The organism is Nioella sp. (assembly GCF_964229645.1).
GTDB lineage: Bacteria > Pseudomonadota > Alphaproteobacteria > Rhodobacterales > Rhodobacteraceae > Nioella.
The window spans coordinates 1-14,643 of the sequence record NZ_CAXREX010000244.1 but is presented as its reverse complement, the minus strand read 5'-3'; the positions used below and the strand labels follow the sequence as shown (position 1 = coordinate 14,643).

The window sequence follows — 14,643 nt, the reverse complement described above, 5'->3', positions numbered from 1 at the left end:
CAGGCGCCCCTCTGATCCTCAGAGCTTCTCCAGAAGCTCTTCCCCTACGGTCAGCTTGCAGGCGCCTGCTTCCTCTTCGAGGTTCAGGACCTTGACGACCCCGTCCTCGGCCATCAGCGCGAAACGCTGGCAGCGGTTGTAAAGGCCCACGACGGGGGCCGAGAATTCCAGCCCGATCGCGCGGGTGAAATCGCCTGCGGAATCGGCCAGCATGGTGATCCCGGCATCGGTTGCGCCGGTGTGCTGGCCCCAGGCGGTCATCGCGAAGGGGTCGTTGACGGCGATGCAGATCACCTCGTCCACGCCCTTTTCGGCAAAGGCCTCGCGGGTGCGCATGAAGCTGGGCAGGTGGGTGGCGGAACAGCCGCGGGTAAAGGCCCCGGGCAGGCCGAACATCACCACCTTGCGCCCCTTCAGCTTCGGCGCCAGCGGCACCTCTTCGGGGCCATTGTCGCTGAAGATCAGGAAGGTGGTTTCCGGCAACTTGTCACCGACTTTGATCGCCATGGTTTTCCTCGTGGATGGATTGGGTTACGAGGCGGATATAGATCATTGGCTGGCAGGTGCCAGAGCGCGGGAGGAAATTCATGTCTCATGTGGTCGTGATCGGGGCCGGGCAGGCGGGATCGTCGCTGGTCGCCAAGCTGCGGTCAGCGGGGTTCGACGGCGAAATCACCCTGATCGGCGCGGAAAACGCGCCGCCCTACCAGCGCCCGCCGCTGTCCAAGGCCTATCTTCTGGGCGAGATGGACAAGGAACGTCTCTTCCTGCGGCCTGCGGCCTACTATTCCGATAACGGGATCACGCTGAAGCTCGGCCAGCCGGTGACGGCCATCGACGCGGCGGCGAAGACCGTGACCGTGGGGGGTGAAACCCTGTCCTACGACCATCTGGCGCTGACCACCGGCTCGATCCCGCGCCGCCTGCCGGCCAGCATCGGCGGCGATCTGGGCGGCGTCTTCACCGTGCGGGACCTCGATGACGTGGACGCCATGGCCCCCGAAGTGGCCGGGGGCCGCCGCGTGCTGATCGTTGGCGGCGGCTATATCGGGCTGGAGGCCGCAGCAGTCTGCGCCAAGAAGGGGATGCAGGTCACGCTGGTCGAAATGGCCGAGCGCATCCTGCAACGCGTGGCCTCGCCCCAGACCTCCGACTATTTCCGTGATCTCCACAAATCGCACGGTGTCGATATCCGCGAGGGCGTGGGCCTGACCCGCCTGACGGGCGAAGGCCGAGTGTCCGGCGCGGTGCTGTCCGATGGCTCCGAACTGGCGCTCGACATGGTGATCGTGGGCGTGGGCATCGTGCCCGCCACCGGCCCTGCGGAAATGGCCGGGGTGATGCTGGAAAACGGTATCCGGACCGATTCCCATGGCCGCAGCTCCGACCCTTCGATCTGGGCCGCAGGCGATTGTGCGTCCTTCCCCTACAAGGGCGCGCGCATCCGGCTGGAAAGCGTGCAGAACGCCATCGACCAGGCGGAATGCGTGGCGCTGAACATCATGGGCGAGGGCAAGGACTACGTGCCGGAACCGTGGTTCTGGTCCGACCAGTATGACACCAAGCTGCAAATCGCGGGGCTCAATACCGGTTATGACCAGATCGTGACGCGCCGGACCGAGGACACCCTGTCTTTCTGGTATTACACGGGCGATCAGTTCCTGGCCGTGGATGCCATCAACGATCCGCGCGGCTACATGGTGGGCAAGCGGCTTCTGTCGATGGGCAAGTCGCCTGACAAGGCGGCCATCGCTGACCCTGCGACCGAGCTGAAGGCGCTCTTGAAAGCGTGAGGATCATCGCGGGCAATAACCGGGGCAAACGGCTGGCCTCTGTCGGCAAGGGGGATGCGGGCGCGCATCTGCGACCCACCTCCGACCGGGTGCGCGAAAGCCTCTTCAACCTGCTGATCAATGGCGGCTACGGCGACCCGGTGACAGGCGCGCGCGTGCTCGACCTCTTTGCCGGGACCGGCGCGCTGGGGCTGGAGGCCTTGTCGCGTGGCGCGGCTTTCTGCTGCTTCGTTGATGACGGAACCACCGCGCGGGCGCTTCTGCGCGAAAACATCGGGCTTTGTTCCGCGCAGGGCACGTCCAAGGTCTTCCGCCGAGACGCCACCAAGCTGGGCGAGGCGCAGCAGCCCCCCTTCGATCTCGTCTTCCTCGACCCGCCTTATGGCAAGGGGCTTGGCGAAAGGGCACTCGCGGCGGCGATCGCGGGCGGCTGGCTTGCCCCCGAGGCGCTGATCGTGTGGGAGGAAAACACCGCACCGATCCCGCCCGAAAGCTGCGCGCAACTGGACCAGCGCCGCTATGGCGACACGCTCCTTACCATCCTGCGCCACGAAGGAGCGCCAGCATGACCCGCCCCGATCTGGTGATCTTCGACTGCGACGGGGTTCTGGTCGACAGTGAAACCGTGTCGAACGTGGTGCTGGCCGAAAACCTCACCCGGCATGGTTTCCCGATGACGGCGGAACGCAGCATGGCGCTTTTCGTCGGTGGGACCATTCGTGGCGTGGGCGACACGGCACGCGAGATGGGCGCGCGGCTGCCCGACGATTGGGTCGATGAAATCTACAGCGAAATCTACGCGGCGCTGCGCGCGGGCGTCGATGTGATCGCGGGCATTCCAGAGCTTCTGGATCGCCTCGATGCGGCTGGCATTCCCTACGCGGTAGGCTCCAACGGCAGCGAAGAGAAGATGGAGATCACCCTTGGCCAGACCGGGCTGAAGCCCCGGTTCGGGTCCGCGATCTTCTCGGCCCACACGCTCAAGACAGCCAAGCCCGAGCCGGGTCTCTACCTTGCCGCCGCCGCCCATTTCGGCGTGGACCCCGCCCGCGCAGTGGTGGTGGAGGACAGCGCAACAGGGGCCACGGCCGCGGCCCGCGCGGGCATGCGCTGCCTGGGCTACGCACCGCATGACGATGGCGCGCGGCTGGCGGCTGTCGGGGCCGAGATTTTCGACAGCATGTTCGCCGTTCCGGGGCTGATCGGGTTGGGGCAGGCGGCGGAAGGATCCTGCCCGACCACCATTGCCCCGGCTGCGGGGCTGCCCAGAAGGCCTTCCCCCGATACCCCTGGCATTTCTGCACCGACTGTCTCGGGCTGGCGCGCGACGGCCATGGGCAGCCGCTCGAATTCGCCAATGCCTCGCTTAGCGGGGGGCTTCTTTGGCGCGTCGGGGGGCAGGAGGACTGGCAGGGCGCGACCCATGTGCTTTGCCGCATTCATGACCGTCCCGCGCTGGTGCACGAGGCACGCTTTGGCGGCGTGGTGGCCGAACCTGTGCCGGAACTGCCGCTAACCCATCTGCACGGGCTGGTGGATTTGCGCAAAGCCTGATCAAACCACCCCTAGCGGTCCTTGTCCCCCGGGCCACAATATGCGACCGTCCGGGCACACAAGAACACCAAGAGCAGCCCGACCGTCAGACCATGCCGGCCCCTTCCGATTTGCTATCTTCTGTCTTCGGTTTCTCTGCCTTCCGCCCGGGGCAGGAAGAGATCGTGGATGCCGTGACCGCTGGCCGCGATGTGCTGGCAATCATGCCCACGGGCGGAGGCAAATCGCTGTGTTTCCAGCTTCCGGCACTCTGCCGTGAGGGGCTGACCGTCGTCATCTCCCCCCTCATCGCGCTGATGCGCGACCAGGTGCGGGGCCTGCGCGAAGCGGGGGTCGAGGCGGGGGCGCTGACCTCCGGCAATACCGAGGAGGAGACCGATGCCGTCTGGCGCGGGTTGGAGGAGGGCACGCTCAAGCTGCTCTACCTCGCGCCCGAACGGCTCGCCTCCGGTGGCACCGAACGGATGCTCGCGCGAGCGGGCGTGAGCCTCATTGCCGTGGACGAAGCCCATTGCGTCAGCCAGTGGGGCCATGACTTCCGCCCCGACTACCTGCGCATCGGCGACCTGCGCCGCGCATTGGACGTGCCGCTGGCGGCCTTCACCGCGACAGCCGATGCCGAAACGCGGGCCGAGATCATCTCGCGCCTTTTCAGCGAGGCGAACCCGCCCGAGACCTTCCTGCGCGGCTTCGACCGACCCAACCTGTCGCTCGCCTTCGACGTCAAGAACCAGCCGCGCCAGCAGATCCTTGCCTTTGCCGCCGCGCGGGTCGGGCAATCTGGCATCGTCTATTGCGGCACGCGGGCCAAGACCGAAACGCTGGCGCAGGCGCTGCGCGAGGCGGGGCACAATGCCTGTCACTACCACGGCGGGATGGAGGCGGAGGACCGCCGCGTCGTCGAACGCCGTTTCGCGCAGGAGGACGGGCTTGTCGTGGTGGCCACGATCGCCTTCGGCATGGGCGTGGACAAACCCGATATCAGGTGGGTGGCCCATGCGGACCTGCCCAAGTCGATCGAGGCCTATTACCAGGAAATCGGCCGTGCAGGGCGCGATGGCGCGCCTGCGGATACGCTGACGCTCTTTGGCCCCGATGACATCCGCTTTCGCCGCAGCCAGATCGACGAGGGGCTGGCCCCGCCCGACCGAAAGGCCGCCGATCATGCCCGGCTGAACGCTCTGCTCGGGCTGGCCGAGGCCATCGGCTGTCGCCGGCAGGTGCTGCTTGGCTATTTCGGCGAAGACCCGGCGCCGTGTGGAAACTGCGACCTCTGCGCCGAGCCGCCAGAGCTGTTTGAAGGCGGGGTCGCCGTGCAAAAGGCGCTGTCGGCCATGCTGCGCACGGGTGAAAGCTTTGGTTCGGGGCACCTGATCGACATCCTGGTCGGGGCCGACACCGACAAGGTGCGCCAGCGCGGCCACGACGCGCTGCCTACGTTCGGCGTCGGCACCGAGTTCGACCGGCGGGGCTGGCAGGCGGTGTTCCGACAGATGGCGGCGCATGACCTCGTGCGCCCGGACCCCGAACGGCACGGCGCGCTGTTCATGACCGACAAGGCCCGCCCCATCCTGCGCGGCGAGGACGGGATCACGCTCCGCCGCGACACGATCCGCAAGGCCGCGCGCCGCCCTGCCGTCAAGATGCTGGTCAGCGAAGAGGACGCGCCGCTGCTGTCCGCGCTCAAGGCCAAGCGCCGGGCGCTGGCGGAAGAGGCCGGTGTGCCCGCTTACGTGATCTTCACCGACAAGACGCTGATCGAGATGGCCGAGACCCGGCCCCGGAGCCTCGACCAGATGGCGCAGGTGGGCGGCGTCGGCGCGACCAAGCTGGAGCGCTACGGCGCAACCTTCTTGCAGGTCATCACCGGCGAAGCCGCCCATGCCCCGCATCCGCAACGGCGCAAACTGGCCGGGCGCGCAGCGGGCGCTATATTCGATCAACTGATAGAGGCACAGGCAGAACTGGCGCGGGGCCAGATGGGCACGGAGAAATACCTCTCCTGCACCCATTCCACGATCCGCCAGATCGCCGAACGCCGACCGGATTCGCTCGACGACCTCGCGCGCATTCCGGGCATGGGGGATCTCAAGGTGGAACGCTTCGGACCGGCGTTCCTCGACGTGATAAGGGGAAGCGAATGCTGATCGTCGTCTCACCAGCCAAGAAACTCGACTGGACCGAGCGCCAGGCAGACATGTCCGCGCCGATGTTCCAGGCCGATGCCGACCACCTGGCCGGGGTTGCCAGCAGGCTCAGCGCGCCCCAGTTGCAAAAGCTCATGCATATCAGCGAGTCCTTGGGCAAACTGAACCGGGACCGCTTCGCCCGCTTCCCCGAAGGCCAGGACAAGCGCCCGGCGGTCCTGGGCTTCGCAGGCGACACCTATACCGGGCTGGAGGCAGCGAGCCTCGATGCCGAGGAGCTGGCCTATGCCCAGGATCACCTGCGAATTCTGTCGGGGCTTTACGGCCTGCTGCGTCCGCTCGACGCGATCCAGGAACACCGGCTGGAAATGGGCAGCCGGCTCAAGACCCGGCGGGGCACATCGCTTTATGACTACTGGGGCGACCAGATCGCCGAGGCCCTGAACGCCGAGGCCGACCGGGTCGGGACCGATACGCTGATCAACTGCGCCTCGGTCGAGTATTTCAGCGCGGTGAAGCCCGCCGCCCTGGGCCTCAACGTGATCACGCCACAGTTCCTGGAAGAAAAGCCCGGCGGTCCCAAGGTGGTCAGCTTCTGGGCCAAGAAGGCGCGCGGGGCGATGGCGCGCTTCATCATCCAGAACCGCCTGAAGGACCCGGCCAGCATTCTGGAGTTCGACACCGGGGGCTATCGCCACGAGCCCGAGCTCAGCGAACCGGGCCGACCGGCCTTCTACCGCCCGGCCATGGCCGAGGCGTAGGGCGTCAGCAGACCGTGCAGCCCATGGCGCGGGTGGGGGCCACGGGGCTGTAGCCCTCGCCAAGAACGCGCACCATGCCGCCGGCCACGTCGATCACGGGCACATTCAGCGCATCGGCGATCTGGCGCGTTGCGCGCGAGGTGCGGTTCCCGGTCCGGCAGATCAGCGCGATGCTCTGGCCTTCCTGCAAATGCGGGCGCACGGCAGAGAGAAAGCTGTCGCGGTCGCCGTAGGTGACCAGAAGCGCCCCCTCGATCACCCCGGTCTGCTGCCATTCTTCGGGGCGGCGGATATCGACCAGCAGCATCGAGGGATCATTTGCCAGAGCGTCGCCCGACAGGGCCGCCAGCGTCAGGTTCTCGGGCCCGCGCGTGCGTCCGAAAAGAAACCCGGCTGCTGCCAAGGCAAGGGCGGCGGCGGAGCCGAAGGCGAGGAATAGGCGTCTGTCCATGGCAGGTCTTCCGAAGCGTCTGATGCGATCTCGCGGCGCATGTATGACGCGGCTGCACTGCCTTCAACCGCCCCGCCGAGGCAGTGATGTCGCAGCCTTCCCGTCAGCCTTTTTTCAAAACGTTCTCGGCGAAGGACTTCTCGAAGGCGGCCTGCTTTTCGGGGCTTGCCTCGGTCTGGTTCTGCGCCTTCCAGTCGTCATAGGGCATGCCGTAATAGGCCTCTCGCCCCTCGTCCTTGGTCATCTCGATCCCGCGTTCGTTCGCGGCTTCCTGGTACCAGCGCGCCAGGCAGTTGCGGCAGAACCCGGCGAGGTTCATCAGGTCGATATTCTGAACGTCCGGGCGGTCGTCCATCAGGTGTTGGCGCAGGCGGCGGAAGGCGGCGGCTTCGATCTCGATACGGGTCTGGTCGTCCATGCTGGCTCTCCTTCTTACAACACGCGCTTGGCGTAGGCGCTGCTCAGGTCCGCGATATCGACCGACAGGGCGCCGATCTCGGGCAGGTGCAACTCCATCACGGTCAGCACCGTCCGCGCAAGGTCCGCCTTGGTCGCGTCATCGCGGCCCGGAAGAAGCTGCAACTCGGCATGGGCAAAGCTTTGCGGCTCCGTTCCGATGCGCCAGTGCGGGCAGGGCAGGGTGCGGATCTTGAGCGTTTCGGGATGCGGAATCGCGTCATGGGCGGCAAGCGCCTGGAACAGCGCCTCGCACAGCGCGTTCCCGGCAGGTGCATCGGCGGAATGTTGAATGGTCAGATGGGGCATGGAAGGCTCCTCTCAGCACCCGGCATCGGCAAGCGCGCCGTCAAGGATCGGGGCCAGGCGCTGGCCCCAGTGTTCCTGCTGCTCGGGCGTGGCAATCAGGTCGTTGCGAAGTTCGATCAGCACATGCGGTCGCCCCGGCTCGACCCCGTGGCGGTCCATGCTGTCGCCGGGCAGGTGGCCCGAATAGGGCTCGTTGTCGCCCACGTAGATATCGGCCTCGGCGCGCAGGCGCTTCAGCAGGGGGGCGGCCAGCCTGTCATCCTCGGCATAGAGCACGCCCACGTGCCAGGGCCGCATCTCGCGCCCCTTGAACTGGGGCGTAAAGCTGTGAACCGCGCAGATCACGGTATCGTCCCGCCGCCCCGCCAGCCCCGCCAGCGCGTCGTGATAGGGCCGGTGAAAGGCATTGAGCCGCCGCTCCAGCTCGGCCGCATCGGCGCTGCGATTGGCCGGGATGATCGACCCGTCATAAAGCATCATCAGAACGGTCGGATCATGCTCGCCCCGGTTGGGATCCACCACGAGACGCGAGAAATCGGACAGGATCACCGGCGCGCCCATCTCTCGGGCCAGTGCGCGACTCAGCCCCGCCGCGCCCACGTCGTAGGCGATATGGCGGTTCATGTCTTCCTCGGGCAGGCCGAGGTCGCCGCCATTCACGCAGTCGGGCACCCGGTTCGAGGCATGATCGCAGGTGATCAGCCAGCGCGACTCGCGTGTTTCGCCCTCGATATGGAAAGGGGCTGTCATTTCCGTGTTATCCTTCATAGACAAAAGGCACATAAGACAGCTTGGGTAAGAGTGCCAGTTGTCTTGTTCCCGGAATTGGGACATAAGGGCGCCAGGGGAAATGCTAGCGCTAACATTTGCGGCAGGGAAACGAGGAAGCGACCATGAAAAACCAGCGAAACGTCAAAATCGTGGCGACCCTGGGCCCGGCCTCCAACGACTACAAGATGATCCGCGCACTCTTCGATGCCGGTGCCAACGTGTTCCGCCTGAACATGAGCCATGGCGACCACGAGGAAATCCGCGCCCGTCACGCCATCATCCGGCAGGTGGAAAAGGATACCGGCCGCCCGATCGCCATCCTGGCCGACCTTCAGGGCCCCAAGCTGCGGTGCGGTGTCTTCGCCAATGGCCTCCATGAACTGGAAAATGGCGCCAGCTTCCGCTTCGACCTCGACCCGGCCGAAGGCGATCATTCCCGCGTGCAGTTGCCCCACCCCGAGATTTTCGCCGCGCTGGAACCGGGCGCGACCCTTCTGGTCAATGACGGCAAGATCAAGCTCGAGGTGCAGGACTGCGGGCCTGACTTCGCCAATTGCACCGTGATCGCGGGCGGGGCCATCTCCAACCGCAAGGGCGTGAATGTGCCTGACGTGGTGCTGCCGCTGGCCGCGCTCTCGGACAAGGACCGCAAGGACCTGGAATTCGTCTGCCAGCTTGGCGTCGACTGGCTGGCCCTGTCCTTCGTGCAGCGCGCCGCCGACGTGGAAGAAGCGCGTGTTCTGGCCAAGGGGCGTGCCGCGGTCTTGTCCAAGATCGAGAAGCCCGCCGCCGTGAAGGCCTTTGACGAAATTCTCGCGGCCTCCGACGGCATCATGGTCGCGCGCGGGGACCTGGGCGTCGAACTGCCCGTCCACGCGGTGCCGCCGATCCAGAAGCGCCTGGTGCGCAAGTGCCGGACGGCTGCCAAGCCCGTGATCGTCGCCACCCAGATGCTCGAATCGATGATCGAAAGCCCGGTGCCCACCCGCGCCGAGGTGACGGATGTGGCCAACGCGATCTACGAGGGGGCGGACGCGGTCATGCTGTCGGCCGAAAGCGCCGCGGGCGGTTTCCCGATCGAGGCGGTCACCACCATGAGCAACGTCGCCGTCGAGGTCGAGGCCGACCCCACCTATCGCGACGTGATCGAGTCGAGCCGCAAGGTCGCCCGCTCGACCGTGGCCGACGGGATCGTGTCCTCGGCCCGCGAAATCGCGGAAACCACCGACATCAAGGCCATCTGCTGCTTCACCCAGTCGGGCACCACGGCCGCCCTGGTGGCGCGCGAACGCCCCCGTGTGCCGATCATCGTCATGACCCCCATCGTCGACGTGGCCCGCCGCATGTGCCTGACCTGGGGGACCAACTGCTACATGACGGGCGAGCTGACCCGCTTCAAGATGGCGGTGACGTCGGCGGCGCGGGCCGCGCGGGACGCGGGTTTCGCCACCGAGAAGGATTTCATCGTGGTCACCGCTGGGGTGCCCTTCAACGTCCAGGGCACCACCAACATCATCCGCGTGGCGCCCTGCGACGAGCGCCTGATCATGTCGACCGACCTGGAATGATCCTCGCGCCGGACATCCTGATTTCCCTGTCCACGCTGGTGGTGCTCTTCGCCGTCGCCTCGGCCCTGTCGGTCTGGTCCGAAGGAGATTTCCCGACCGTCGCCCTTGCCGCGCTGGCAGCAGGGGTGGGCGTCTTCGTCTACGGCTACTGGTCGATCGACGACCCGCAGGGCTGGCGCGAGCTGCCCAATGCCTTCATCTCGGTTCTGTCGCGGATCCTGAACTGACCCCTTGCCTTGCCCCCCGATAGGCGCTAAACGGCGCGCTCCAACCGGTGCGGCCGGCCGAGAGGCATGCCGAGTCGCGCCAGAACGTAGCCAAGTATACTGGAGACGAAAATGCCCAAGATGAAGACCAAGTCGAGCGCCAAGAAGCGCTTCAAGGTCACGGCTTCCGGCCGTGTCAAAGCAGGCCAGGCTGGCAAGCGCCACGGCATGATCAAACGGACCACCAAGTTCATCCGCACCGCGCGGGGAACCACCACCCTGTCCGCCCCTGACGAGAAGATCGTCAAGGGTTACATGCCCTACGCACGCTAAGGAGGCCTGAACCATGTCCCGAGTTAAAGGTGGCACGACCACTCACGCCCGTCACAAGAAGGTGCTCAAGGCCGCGAAAGGCTATTACGGCGCCCGCAGCCGTAACTTCCGCACCGCGACCCAGGCTGTCGACAAGGCCAACCAGTACGCGACCCGCGACCGCAAGGCCCGCAAGCGTCAGTTCCGCGCCCTGTGGATCCAGCGCATCAACGCCGCCGTCCGCGCCCATGACGAATCGCTGACCTATTCGCGCTTCATCAACGGCCTGTCGCTGGCTGGCATCGAGGTGGACCGCAAGGTTCTGGCCGATCTCGCCGTGCACGAGCCCGAAGCTTTCGGTGCGATCGTCGACCAGGCGAAAGGCGCGCTGGCCTAAGCTCCAGCCCCGACCACGTTATCGAAGACCCCCGGCAGGCAGGACCTCGCCGGGGGTTTTTCTTTGCCCCAAGCCCATCCGACCGCCTAGACTAGTCCCCTGTCGCGGGGGGAGGGCATGCAATGGGGAAAGTTCTGGTCACGGGGGCCAATGGCCATGTGGGATACAATCTCGCGGCGGAACTGGTCCGGCGCGGGGCCGATCTGCGGGTATCCGTGCGGGATGCGGCGGACCCGGACAAGACGGCGCCCCTGCGCGCCCTCGGCCTTGAGGATATCGTCTCGCTCGACGTGCGGGATCCCGCGGCTTTTCGCGCTGCCGCCGAGGGCATCGACCTGCTCTACCATGTGGCGGCAACCTATCGTTACGTGACCTCGGGTCCCGAAGCCGACGAGGAGATGGTGCGCGATGCGGTCGAGGGCGCCACGGCGGCCATTCGCGCCGCCGCGGATGCAGGCGTGCGAAAGGTCGTGCTGACCTCGTCGACGGTGACGCTGCCGCTGGGCACTTCGCCCCAGGACAAGAAGACCGAAGCCGATTGGACCGGGGATCTGAGCGTGCCCTATATCCGCGCCAAGACCCTGGCCGAGCAGAGCGCCTGGCAGCTTGCCGAGGAACTGGGGGTGACCATGGTCGCGGTGCTGCCCGCCGGGGTGTTCGGCGGCACCTTCCACAAACCCACCCAGTCCACAGACTATATCGAGGCCATCGCCAAGGGCGCGCTGCGCATGGGCTCTTTCAAGGGGGTGATGCCCTTCGTCGATGTGCGCGACGTGGCCGATGGTCATATCCGCGCCGGGGAACAGGAGGTGACCGGGCGTTTCATCCTGTGCAACGACCGGTTCCCGACCTTCGACGAGATCATCGCGATCCTGCGCGACCAGGGGCTGCGCGTAGGCCGCCCCCTGATGACGGTGCCCGAGTTTCTCTACCCTATTGCCCCGGCTCTGAACCGCATGACCAGCCGTCTGATCGGGGCCCCGCCCCTGATCACGCCGGAATTCGTGGCGATGAACAAGGGCCGCTTCTTCGCTTCGTCGAATGCCCGCGCACGGGAATGCCTGGGCTGGCAACCGACGGTCAGCACCGAGGACAGCGTGCGCGGCACGGTTTCCGAACTCAGGCGGCTTGGGCGGCTCTAGCGCGGCCCGTGATGGCCTTGGGATCGCGGCCCGCAGGGCCGCCCCCTTGCCCTACCACAGGCCGGGATCGCGCAGCGCCGCCACGCAGTGCGACGGGCCCGCCAGCGGACGCGGATCGGACCCGTCCAGAGCCTGCCACAGCCAGCCCTGCGGCATCGACAGGGGCAGGGGCGGGCGGGCCTCGGCCTCGGGTGCCGGGCGAAAACCGACCCTGCCGTAATAGGCCGGGTCGCCATAGGTCATCGCGATCTCGATACCCTCTGCGCGTAACGCCGCCAGCCCATGCCGCAGCAGGGCCTGCCCCACGCCCTGACCCTGCCGTTGCGTGGCCACGGCCACCGGGGACAGCAGGAAGACCCGGCGCGCGTCCTCGGGGTAGTCGAGCCGGGAAAAGCAGATGCAGCCGGCCAGTGCATCGCCTTCCCTAGCGCAGAAGACCCGCAGGTCCCCGGCCGGGGTTTCCGACAGTAGCCGATTGACGAAAGTGCCGATCGCCGCGCCCTCGCGGGGGCCTTCCGAGGCGCTGAACACGTCGCGAAACAGCGCCACAAGCGCCGCCCGCTGCGATGAATGCCCGGTCTCGAAATTCATGTCACCTCACTTCTGGCGCATGTATTTGCGCCGCGCCTCCTGCTCGATGTCCAGCCGCAACTGCACCTCGGCCAATGCTCGGGCGATCGCATCGCGCTCCGCGCCCTCCGGGGCTTGCGCAAGCTGCGCCTTCAGCGCGGCTAAATCCTTGCGCAGCTCGATTTCACGCGGGACGACGCCTGCTTCGTGCATGATGCGAAACCCGGCCGCATCGGCGCTGTCGCCCATCTCGGGCCTCAGCGGCTTGCCCGCGCCCTTGAGGTTTGCGAACTGCCCTTCGGCCTCGGCCTTGCGGATCTGGTGCTCTGCCAGCTTGTCCCACTTCATCTCGCGGGGCCTTTCCGTTACCCGGTTTCCCTGTCTAAAGATGGCCATATCGGGCACCGATTCCAAGACGCCCCGCCCCCCGGCCTTTCCCCACGGGTCCGAACCTCCTAGTCTGGTGCCCATGTATCGTCAGCTTCTTCCCATCAGCGCGCTTCTGCTCGGCTCTGCGCTCCTGCTCTTTGCCGGCGGCATCAACAGTCTCATCCTGCCGGTGCGCGGCTCGGAAGAGGGTTTCAGCACCGCCGCGCTCGGCTTCCTGGGCACCGGCTGGGCCATCGGCTACGTGCTGGGCTGCCTGTTCATCCCGCGCCTCGTGGCCTCGGTCGGGCATATCCGCACCTTCGGGGTGATGTGCGCGGTCGCCTCCATCGCCATTCTCAGCCAGGCGCTGGTGGTCGAAGCCTGGGCCTGGATCCCGGTCCGCGCGATCTCGGGTTTCAGCTTTGCAGGCTCCGCGATGATCGTGGAAAGCTGGCTCAATGACCGGGCCGAGCCCACGACGCGGGGCCGCATCTTCGGCATCTACTCGATGGTCAATCTCGCCGCCAGCACGGCGGGCCAGATGGTCATCGCCCTGGGCGACACCTCGGGTTTCCTCTTTTTCGCGCTCGGCGCGATCTTCTACAGCCTCGCGCTCATTCCCACGGCCATTTCCACCTCGCAGACACCTGCGCCGCTGACCACCGTGCGGCTCGACCTGCGGGCGCTGTGGCAGAACTCGCCCGTGGCAGTGATGGCGGTCTTCCTCGTGGGGATCTCCAACAGCGCCTTTGGCACCCTGTCGGCGGTCTATGCCGACCGGGTCGGGCTCGACCTGTCGTCGATTGCGCTCTTTGCCAGCCTGCCGGTACTGGCCGGGGCGATCGCGCAGATTCCCTTCGGCATCCTCTCGGACCGCATGGACCGCCGCAAGGTGCTGGTGCTGACGGGCCTCCTGGCGCTGGCCGCCGATGTGACCTTCGCGGTGCTGCAACCGACCGACCAGATGCTGAACCTGGTCCTGGCCAGCGTCTTTGGCGCGGCGATCTTCGCCATGTATCCGATCATCGTGGCGCATGCGAATGACCACGCGCCGCCGGGCACCTCGATCCAGGTCTCGGGCGGTCTGCTGATGGTCTACGGGATCGGGGCCATTGCAGGACCGCTGATCGCGGGTTGGGTCATGGGCCCCCTCGGGCCGCGCGGGCTGTTCCTGACCACCATTGCGGGCCACATCGTCATGATCGCCTTCACGCTCTGGCGGATCAGCCGCCGCGCTGCCGTGGCCGAGGCCGACAAGGGCGATTTCCATGCCAGCCTGCCCGCGCGCATCGCCACGCCCGAAACCGTCGTCCTGCAGGAAGGCGACGGCGCGGTCGCCCCCCTGTCGCCCGAAGACCACGCCGAAACACCCCCCGACGCCCTCTGAGGGGCGCTCGCCGCTTGCATTCCGGGCCTTGGCTGGCTAGCAGTCGTGCCGGAATGACAAGGGGCGAGACCATGGACGATCTCCGCGACAAGTATCTCAAAGCCATCGCTGACGTGGCCGACGAAGCGGGCCTGGAGGACCTGCGCGTGCAGGCGCTCGGCAAGAAGGGCGAGATCAGCCTTCAGATGCGCGAACTGGGCAAGATGACGCCCGAGGAACGCCAGGTCGCGGGTCCGGCACTGAATGCGCTCAAGAACGAGGTCAACTCCGCCATCGCCGCCCGCAAGGCCGCCCTTGGGGATGCGGCGCTCAACGAACGCCTGCGCGCCGAATGGCTCGACGTGACCCTGCCCGCGCGCGACCGCCGCCAGGGCACGATCCACCCGGTCAGCCAGGTCACCGAAGAGGTCACCGCGATTTTCGCCGACATGGGCTTTGCCGTGGCCGAAG

At 66.6% G+C, this 14,643-nt stretch carries 18 protein-coding genes and 1 pseudogene; 12 read left to right on the top strand and 7 right to left on the bottom strand.

Features of this window, described 5'->3' with window-relative positions; translation table 11 throughout:
* Positions 1-18: 18 nt before the first annotated feature.
* Positions 19-507 (bottom strand): peroxiredoxin, encoded by a 489-nt coding sequence (locus tag ACEQXV_RS16515; protein ID WP_370252447.1) that lies wholly within the window; start codon positions 505-507, stop codon positions 19-21.
* Between the two features lie 80 nt (positions 508-587).
* On the opposite strand from ACEQXV_RS16515, the gene ACEQXV_RS16510 reads away from it, so the two are divergent.
* From ACEQXV_RS16510 to yaaA, 5 genes are all read left to right on the top strand, one after another.
* Positions 588-1,793 carry an NAD(P)/FAD-dependent oxidoreductase gene (locus ACEQXV_RS16510; RefSeq protein ID WP_370270061.1) on the top strand — a complete coding sequence of 402 codons (1,206 nt, stop codon included), beginning with the start codon at positions 588-590 and terminating at the stop codon, positions 1,791-1,793.
* Positions 1,790-2,362 carry a 16S rRNA (guanine(966)-N(2))-methyltransferase RsmD gene (gene rsmD, locus ACEQXV_RS16505; protein ID WP_370252445.1) on the top strand — a complete coding sequence of 191 codons (573 nt, stop codon included), beginning with the start codon at positions 1,790-1,792 and terminating at the stop codon, positions 2,360-2,362. The genes ACEQXV_RS16510 and rsmD overlap by 4 nt, the downstream gene beginning before the upstream one ends.
* On the top strand, positions 2,359-3,309 hold the full coding sequence (locus ACEQXV_RS16500; RefSeq protein ID WP_370270060.1) for an HAD family hydrolase: 951 nt from the start codon (positions 2,359-2,361) through the stop codon (positions 3,307-3,309). The genes rsmD and ACEQXV_RS16500 overlap by 4 nt, the downstream gene beginning before the upstream one ends.
* A 130-nt stretch (positions 3,310-3,439) precedes the next feature.
* Positions 3,440-5,494, top strand: coding sequence for a DNA helicase RecQ (gene recQ / locus ACEQXV_RS16495; RefSeq protein ID WP_370270059.1), 2,055 nt, complete (start codon positions 3,440-3,442; stop codon positions 5,492-5,494).
* A complete protein-coding gene (yaaA, locus tag ACEQXV_RS16490; RefSeq protein WP_370270058.1) occupies positions 5,488-6,255 on the top strand; it encodes a peroxide stress protein YaaA in 768 nt (255 codons plus the stop codon). The genes recQ and yaaA overlap by 7 nt, the downstream gene beginning before the upstream one ends.
* A gap of 4 nt (positions 6,256-6,259) precedes the next feature.
* Here yaaA and ACEQXV_RS16485 read toward each other — a convergent pair whose 3' ends face one another.
* The 4 genes from ACEQXV_RS16485 to ACEQXV_RS16470 all read right to left on the bottom strand — a co-directional run bounded on the left by ACEQXV_RS16485 (position 6,260) and on the right by ACEQXV_RS16470 (position 8,221).
* Positions 6,260-6,706, bottom strand: a complete 447-nt coding sequence (locus ACEQXV_RS16485) for a rhodanese-like domain-containing protein (protein WP_370270056.1) — start codon at positions 6,704-6,706, stop codon at positions 6,260-6,262.
* 103 nt (positions 6,707-6,809) lie between these two features.
* Complete coding sequence (locus ACEQXV_RS16480) at positions 6,810-7,124, bottom strand: DUF1244 domain-containing protein (RefSeq protein ID WP_370252437.1); 315 nt, start codon at positions 7,122-7,124, stop codon at positions 6,810-6,812.
* A 14-nt stretch (positions 7,125-7,138) separates the two neighbouring features.
* A complete protein-coding gene (locus ACEQXV_RS16475) occupies positions 7,139-7,471 on the bottom strand; it encodes a 5-carboxymethyl-2-hydroxymuconate Delta-isomerase (RefSeq protein ID WP_370270055.1) in 333 nt (110 codons plus the stop codon).
* Between the two features lie 12 nt (positions 7,472-7,483).
* Complete coding sequence (locus ACEQXV_RS16470) at positions 7,484-8,221, bottom strand: N-formylglutamate amidohydrolase (protein WP_370252434.1); 738 nt, start codon at positions 8,219-8,221, stop codon at positions 7,484-7,486.
* Between the two features lie 143 nt (positions 8,222-8,364).
* On the opposite strand from ACEQXV_RS16470, the gene pyk reads away from it, so the two are divergent.
* From pyk to ACEQXV_RS16445, 5 genes are all read left to right on the top strand, one after another.
* The gene (gene pyk / locus ACEQXV_RS16465) at positions 8,365-9,810 is read left to right on the top strand and encodes a pyruvate kinase (protein ID WP_370252433.1); all 1,446 of its coding nucleotides are present in this window, start codon (positions 8,365-8,367) and stop codon (positions 9,808-9,810) included.
* Positions 9,807-10,037: a hypothetical protein gene (locus ACEQXV_RS16460; protein WP_370252432.1), complete on the top strand. Its 231-nt coding sequence runs from the start codon at positions 9,807-9,809 to the stop codon at positions 10,035-10,037. The genes pyk and ACEQXV_RS16460 overlap by 4 nt, the downstream gene beginning before the upstream one ends.
* Before the next feature lie 111 nt (positions 10,038-10,148).
* The gene (gene rpmI, locus ACEQXV_RS16455; RefSeq protein WP_370252431.1) at positions 10,149-10,349 is read left to right on the top strand and encodes a 50S ribosomal protein L35; all 201 of its coding nucleotides are present in this window, start codon (positions 10,149-10,151) and stop codon (positions 10,347-10,349) included.
* Positions 10,350-10,362: 13 nt separating this feature from the next.
* On the top strand, positions 10,363-10,725 hold the full coding sequence (gene rplT / locus ACEQXV_RS16450; RefSeq protein WP_370252429.1) for a 50S ribosomal protein L20: 363 nt from the start codon (positions 10,363-10,365) through the stop codon (positions 10,723-10,725).
* A 122-nt stretch (positions 10,726-10,847) separates the two neighbouring features.
* Complete coding sequence (locus ACEQXV_RS16445; protein ID WP_370270054.1) at positions 10,848-11,867, top strand: NAD-dependent epimerase/dehydratase family protein; 1,020 nt, start codon at positions 10,848-10,850, stop codon at positions 11,865-11,867.
* 51 nt (positions 11,868-11,918) lie between these two features.
* Here ACEQXV_RS16445 and ACEQXV_RS16440 read toward each other — a convergent pair whose 3' ends face one another.
* Together ACEQXV_RS16440 and ACEQXV_RS16435 are read right to left on the bottom strand one after the other, a co-directional pair.
* On the bottom strand, positions 11,919-12,458 hold the full coding sequence (locus ACEQXV_RS16440) for a GNAT family N-acetyltransferase (RefSeq protein WP_370270052.1): 540 nt from the start codon (positions 12,456-12,458) through the stop codon (positions 11,919-11,921).
* Positions 12,459-12,464: 6 nt separating this feature from the next.
* Positions 12,465-12,785, bottom strand: a complete 321-nt coding sequence (locus ACEQXV_RS16435) for a DUF1992 domain-containing protein (RefSeq protein ID WP_370270051.1) — start codon at positions 12,783-12,785, stop codon at positions 12,465-12,467.
* A gap of 121 nt (positions 12,786-12,906) precedes the next feature.
* Here ACEQXV_RS16435 and ACEQXV_RS16430 point away from each other — a divergent pair, with 121 nt between their 5' ends.
* Positions 12,907-14,193 (top strand): MFS transporter, encoded by a 1,287-nt coding sequence (locus ACEQXV_RS16430; RefSeq protein ID WP_370270050.1) that lies wholly within the window; start codon positions 12,907-12,909, stop codon positions 14,191-14,193.
* Between the two features lie 71 nt (positions 14,194-14,264).
* Positions 14,265-14,643 (top strand): annotated as a pseudogene (locus ACEQXV_RS16425) (phenylalanine--tRNA ligase subunit alpha); the annotation flags it as partial.